The organism is Phascolarctobacterium succinatutens YIT 12067, from assembly GCF_000188175.1.
In the GTDB taxonomy this organism is placed as follows: domain Bacteria; phylum Bacillota; class Negativicutes; order Acidaminococcales; family Acidaminococcaceae; genus Phascolarctobacterium_A; species Phascolarctobacterium_A succinatutens.
Window position 1 is genome coordinate 1 of record NZ_GL830917.1, and the last position, 5,593, is coordinate 5,593.

The window sequence follows — 5,593 nt, forward strand, 5'->3', positions numbered from 1 at the left end:
CAAGTCAATACCCCAACACTTATTATAGAACCAAGTTTGCTGATACGGCGGCTTTTTTGCTACAAATTTTACAAAAAAATATTTTGCTTTATCGCCTATGTATGGTACAATACTGTTAATATTATATATTTTACGGAGGTGAAACTGTTTTTCTGCAATCTGCAGGATTACAGAGATTTTTGGACTATCTCATATGTTTGTTTAATGTTATAGCGATTTTATTTTTGGTGGCGCTGAACGGCTTTTTCGTTGCTTCGGAGTTTTCTATTGTCAAGGTGCGTCCTTCGCGTCTTGATGCGCTGATTAAAGAAGGCAATACTAGGGCAGAAAGCGCTAAGCAGGTAACGGAGCATCTTGATGCCTATCTTTCGGTTACGCAGCTTGGTATAACTATTGCTTCGCTGGGCTTAGGCTGGATCGGTGAACCGACAGTGGCTAAGCTGATGCATCCTGTATTTAATCTGCTGCAGCTGCCGCCGCAAGTTGAGCATACAATAGCCTTTGTTGTCGGCTTTGGTGTTATCACTGCTTTGCATATTGTTTTAGGCGAGCTGGTGCCTAAATCATTGTCTATTCAAAAGACAGAGCAGATTGTTCTGTTTGTGGCAGCTCCGCTGATTCTGTTTGATAAGCTGATGTATCCGGCAGTATGGTTCCTCAATCACGTTGCCAACTGGGTACTGCACAAATTGGGCGTTGAGGCTGCAAGCGAAGCAGAAGAGGCACACAATGAGGACGAAATCCGCATACTGATGGAAGAAAGCCATAAGCATGGCTATATTGATAAAACAGAGCTTACTTATCTGGACAATGTCTTTGACTTTTCCGACCGTCGTGCCAGCGATATCATGGTGCCGCGTACCGATATGATCTGCCTGTATCTGGAGGATTCCTGGGAGGATAACATCAAGACGGCGCTGGAGGAGCGCATGACACGTTATCCTATATGTGATGAGGACAAGGACCACATTATCGGCTTTTTGCATATTAAGGATTTGCTGCGCAGCTTAAATGCCGGCGAGCGTCCTGATTTGCGCAGTCTGGCGCGTAAGGTGCTGCTGGTGCCGGAATCTCTGCCTATCAGCAAGCTGCTGCGCATTTTGCAGAAGCATCGCAGCCAGCTGGCAATTCTGGTTGACGAGTACGGCGGTACTGCAGGTATGGTTACCGTTGAGGATATTCTGGAGGAAATCGTAGGCGAAATCCAGGACGAGTTTGACGAGGAACGTCCGGAGGTAGAAGAAAAGGGCAGTAAAACCTATTCTGTCGATGGCAAAATGCTGCTGGAGGATGTTAACGATACCTTTGAGCTGGCCTTAGATACCGAAAACTGTGATACTATCGGCGGCTGGGTTTACTCTCAGCTTGATTATCCGCCTAAGGTGGGGCAGAAGGTGCAGACACCTGCCGCTGCCTTTACGGTAGAGGAGATTGACAAGATGCGTATTGTGCGTGTCGGTATCCAGCTTTTGCATGAGCCGGAAAAGATTCACGAGGAGCTTCAGGAAGAACACCTGGAGGATGTAAAATAATATCTGCATAAAAAGAGAGCACGCTGAGATTGATTTCTCAGCGTGCTCTTTAGCGTTGTGCTTATAAATCGTGGAATTTCATACCGATGTTGCTGTGACGCAGGAAGTTAAGAGTTACCTCAGGGAAGGAGGCATAGCTTAAAACGTCTTCAATCGGTGCGTTGGGGAAGCCTTCCTCAGCCAGCTTTTCGCGCAGCTTTTTCATTTGCGGCGGAATATCGTCGGCAGGACGGTGGTCGATTTGCGGTGCGTCACCGATGGCCAGGCGTTTAACCTCAGGGTCAATCGGTCCCGGAGTACGGCCGTATTTGCCAAGGATTAAATCTTTAACCTCGCGGGGAATCATCTTATAGCGTCCAAGTGCAACGTTCAATACGGACATAGAGCCTACAATCTGGCTTGTAGGAGTAACCAGCGGCGGATAACCGAGCTCGGCACGCACGCGCGGCATTTCCTCAAGCAGCTGCGGATATTTGTCGGCAACGCCCATTTCCTTCATCTGGTTCAGCAGGTTGGAAAGCATACCGCCCGGAATCTGGAAGGTGAGCACCTTGGGATCGATGGGGATATTGGCGTTCAGGTTGAAATCATGGATAAGGTTCTTGCGTACATCCTTGAAATAATCTGCCAAGCTGTTGAGCTCTGCAAGCTTGAGGCCTGTATCGTAGGGAGTGCCCTCCAACGTTGCTACCAGAGATTCGGTGCAGGGCTGGCTAGTAGATTCGGAGAACGGAGAAAGTGCGGTATCAATCATGTCCGCACCGGCTTCAACAGCCTTCAGGTAGGTCATATCGCCCATACCGCTGGTGAAGTGTGTGTGCAGGTCGATAGGCAGGTCAAGCTCCGCCTTCAGGCTGCGGATAAGGCTTTCGGCAGCGTAGGGACGCAGCAGGCCTGCCATATCCTTAATGCAGATGGAATCTGCGCCCATCTGCGCCAGTTCCTTACCTAATTGAACAAAGTCCTTGTCCTGATGGTAGGGACTGATGGTATATACAATACAGCCCTGAACGTGTGCGCCTGCTTCTTTAGCGGCACGCATTGCGCATTCCAGGTTGCGGGTATCGTTAAGAGCATCGAAAATACGGATAATAGATACGCCGTTGTCAACAGAGCGGTTTACAAATTCGCGTACAACATCATCGGCATAATGGTTATAGCCCAAAATGTTCTGACCGCGCAGCAGCATTTGAATCGGGGTTTTGCGCAGATGCTTTTTAAGCGTGCGCAGACGTTGCCAGGGATCCTCGTTAAGGAAGCGCAGGCAGGAGTCAAAGGTGGCGCCGCCCCAAGCCTCTAAAGCATAGTAGCCGGCATTATCCAGCTGTTCCAGTGCCGGCAGCATGTCGCTGATGCGCATTCTGGTGGCAGCAAGAGACTGGTGGCCGTCACGCAGGACGGTTTCAACTATTTTTACGGGTTTCTTCTCCATGGCAGTACTCCTTTTATTAGTATAGTTAGTTAATTAAAGCTGATTTATAGCTGTAATTATTATAGCATAAATCTGTATTCATGTATACAATATACGGAAAGTTTGAAAATAAAAAATGGTGGCCACACTTGGTGACCACCATAAAAGTGAATTAGTTACGAGGAGTAGGCTGGTTGCTGACAACAGGCTTGCCCATGATTTCGTTAACGCGGTCCTTCATGCTGCGTTTCTTTTTAGTTGGCTGGCTGCTTACTACAGGTGCCTGGTTGGCATTGCCTTCGGTTGTTACCGTAGCGGGAGCCTGTTTGTCTTTGTCCTTATCTTTATCCTTGTCTTTATCTTTGTCCTTGTCATCCTGCTTGATTTCAGGTTCCGGCGGAACTGCTACGCCAGGATTGCTGAAGCCGGTGCGCGGAGTGGAGGCCAGAGCGTTGACCATGAAATCATGCCAGATAGAAAGCGGAGCGCCGCTGCCGTACATGCGGTTCATGGATTTATTGTTGTCATCGCCAACCCATACAGCAGTACTGAGGTCGGGAGTGTAACCAACAAACCAGGCATCGATGTAGGTATCGGTAGTACCGGTTTTACCTGCTGCCGGACGGCCGATTCCCATGCCGCCTGCAGTGCCGCTGATAAGAACATCCTGCAGCATATTAGTAGTCAGGTAAGCGGCTTCGGCATCAATAACACGTTTGGCTTCAGGCTTAGCTTCGTACAGAACCTTGCCCTCGCGGTCAACAATTTTTAGCAGAGCAATAGGCTTGCAATACATACCGTTGCTTGCCAGAACGCCGTAGGCTGCAGCCATTTCCAGGGGATTAACGCCCTTGCTGAGACCGCCGAGTGCCATAGCAAGGTTTGCATCGCTGTAAGCACCGGAATCAACCAGAGTAGTAATACCCATTTTCTCGGCATTGCTGATAATTTTGCTTACGCCAACCTCTTGGGCCAGCTTAACGGTAGGCACGTTTATAGAACGTACCAGAGCAGTACGCAGGCTTACCTTACCATGCCATGCTCTGTCGGAGTTCTGCGGCTTCCAGCCGGGAGAGAATTCTTCTTCCTTATCTTCAATAACGCTGGCCGGAGAATAACCGTTCTGCATTGCAGTCAGGTAGACAAAAGGCTTGAAGGCAGAACCGGGCTGACGTACTGCAAGAGTAGCACGGTTGAATTTATCCTGGCCGCGGCCGCCGATCATAGCTTTAACGTAACCGTTATGCGGGTCAACTGCAACCAGAGCCATTTGCGGCTGAGTCAGCTTCTTGCCGTCTGTATAATAGCCCGGCAGATGCTTCATGGCATTTTCTGCAGCTTTCTGCATATCCGGGTCTAAAGTGGTGTAAATCTTAAGACCGCCCTTATAGAGAGCATCTGCACCAACCTCTTCGATAACCTTTTGGGTAATCATATCGAAGAAATAGGAGCGAGGATCGGAATTGGTTTTATGTGTTGTGCTGAAGACAAGCTTTTCTGCTTTGGCAGCATTACCGTCGGCAGCAGAGATAAAACCGTATTTAACCATCTGGTCGATAACAAGCTCCTGACGTTTTTTACTTTCCTGCGGATTTTCGAAAGGATTAAAATAGTTAGGGCTTTTGGGGATAGCTGCCAGAGTAGCAGCTTCAGCGATATCCAGATTCTGAACATGCTTATTGAAGTAATACATAGAAGCACTTTCAATACCGTATGCACCCTGACCGAAGTAAATCTGGTTCAGATACATAGTGAGGATTTCATCCTTAGTATATTTGTGCTCAAGCTCCTTAGCGATAAAAGCTTCCTTAATTTTACGGATGATGGAACGTTCCTGGGTAAGGAAAGCATTCTTTGCCAGCTGCTGGGTAATGGTACTGCCACCCTGTACTTCGTGACCACTTAATGTAGAAAGCAGAGCACGTGCAGTACCGCGGTAGTCAATACCGCCGTGTTCATAGAAGCGATTATCTTCAATAGCAATAAAGGCACGCTGCACATGCTTAGGAATCTTATCAATAGTAACAGGTATTCTGCGTTCTTCCGAAAGCGTAGTATAGATTGCGTTACCATTGATATCATAGAACTGTGAAGCAGCGTCCGGAATCAGTGTTTCATCCATATTAGGAGGTGCAAAAAGGCTGGAGAAGCCATAAAGCACTGATGCTCCCATTATAATGAGGCAAACAACACTGATGACAATGAATTTTAGTACTTTAAACATTTTCTACCTCTTCTTCATTATATTGACTGCGCAGCCAATACCAAAGGCTGCAAATAGAAGTCATCTTATTATAGCATTTTCAGACAACTTTGTCATAGAATTATTGAAAACTCAGCGTATTTATTTTAAAGGAAAGTATGTAAAAGCATGCTCCGGAAGAATATGTGATGAATCGGCAGCGTGCGGATAATGAAGCCGGAAAGAAAAACAAGCAATAATTTAAGAAAAAATCTGCGGAACAAAGAAAAAATTTGCTGATTTTCAGCGTTTTTTATGGAAAAAACAGCTGAAAATCCTACTTTTTTTGAGATTTTTTGAAGAAATTTTAATGCCGATAAAGGCTATAATCAAGCATGTTTCTTTTTCCACGAATCCTAGTGTTTCACAAAAAATCTTAAAAAAGTAACAAAAAAGGTGTTGACATAA

General features: G+C 46.7%; 3 protein-coding genes. 1 reads left to right on the forward strand and 2 read right to left on the reverse strand.

Translation table 11 applies throughout. The features are described 5' to 3' along the window. Window positions 1–197: 197 nt before the first annotated feature. The gene (locus tag HMPREF9443_RS07620; protein ID WP_009145997.1) at window positions 198–1,532 is read left to right on the forward strand and encodes a hemolysin family protein; all 1,335 of its coding nucleotides are present in this window, start codon (window positions 198–200) and stop codon (window positions 1,530–1,532) included. Window positions 1,533–1,593: 61 nt separating this feature from the next. Here HMPREF9443_RS07620 and HMPREF9443_RS07625 read toward each other — a convergent pair whose 3' ends face one another. Together HMPREF9443_RS07625 and HMPREF9443_RS07630 are read right to left on the reverse strand one after the other, a co-directional pair. Continuing rightward, window positions 1,594–2,964 (reverse strand): pyruvate carboxylase subunit B, encoded by a 1,371-nt coding sequence (locus HMPREF9443_RS07625; RefSeq protein WP_009145998.1) that lies wholly within the window; start codon window positions 2,962–2,964, stop codon window positions 1,594–1,596. 151 nt (window positions 2,965–3,115) lie between these two features. Beyond that, a complete protein-coding gene (locus HMPREF9443_RS07630; RefSeq protein ID WP_009145999.1) occupies window positions 3,116–5,167 on the reverse strand; it encodes a transglycosylase domain-containing protein in 2,052 nt (683 codons plus the stop codon). Between the last annotated feature and the right edge of the window lie 426 nt (window positions 5,168–5,593).